The following is a 247-nucleotide window of genomic DNA, read 5'->3' on the forward strand; positions in this document are numbered from 1 at the left end:
TGCTTGACATCCTGATGACAATTGCCGTTGAGAACACGGACAAGAAGCTCATCCTGATGGCGAATCACGATATCTTCTCCGCGTTTGTCGCCCGCAATATGGACACGCTCTCACGGCACTACGCGCTGACTTTTCCGAGTGAAGAGGTCATGGATTGCCTGACTGATAAGGAGGAGTTCTCCCACGCCTGTGAACGCGCAGGAATCGATTCCCCCGGTACGGTTGCCGTCGATTTCTCCGGTGTCGA

1 pseudogene is annotated in these 247 nt (G+C 54.3%); it reads left to right on the forward strand.

What is annotated here, in order from left to right:
• Window positions 1–14 precede the first annotated feature (14 nt).
• Window positions 15–247: pseudogene (locus QP415_RS12505) on the forward strand (carboxylate--amine ligase); the annotation flags it as partial.

Origin of the sequence: Pauljensenia sp. UMB3104 (genome assembly GCF_030217285.1) — a bacterium.
Lineage (GTDB): Bacteria > Actinomycetota > Actinomycetes > Actinomycetales > Actinomycetaceae > Pauljensenia.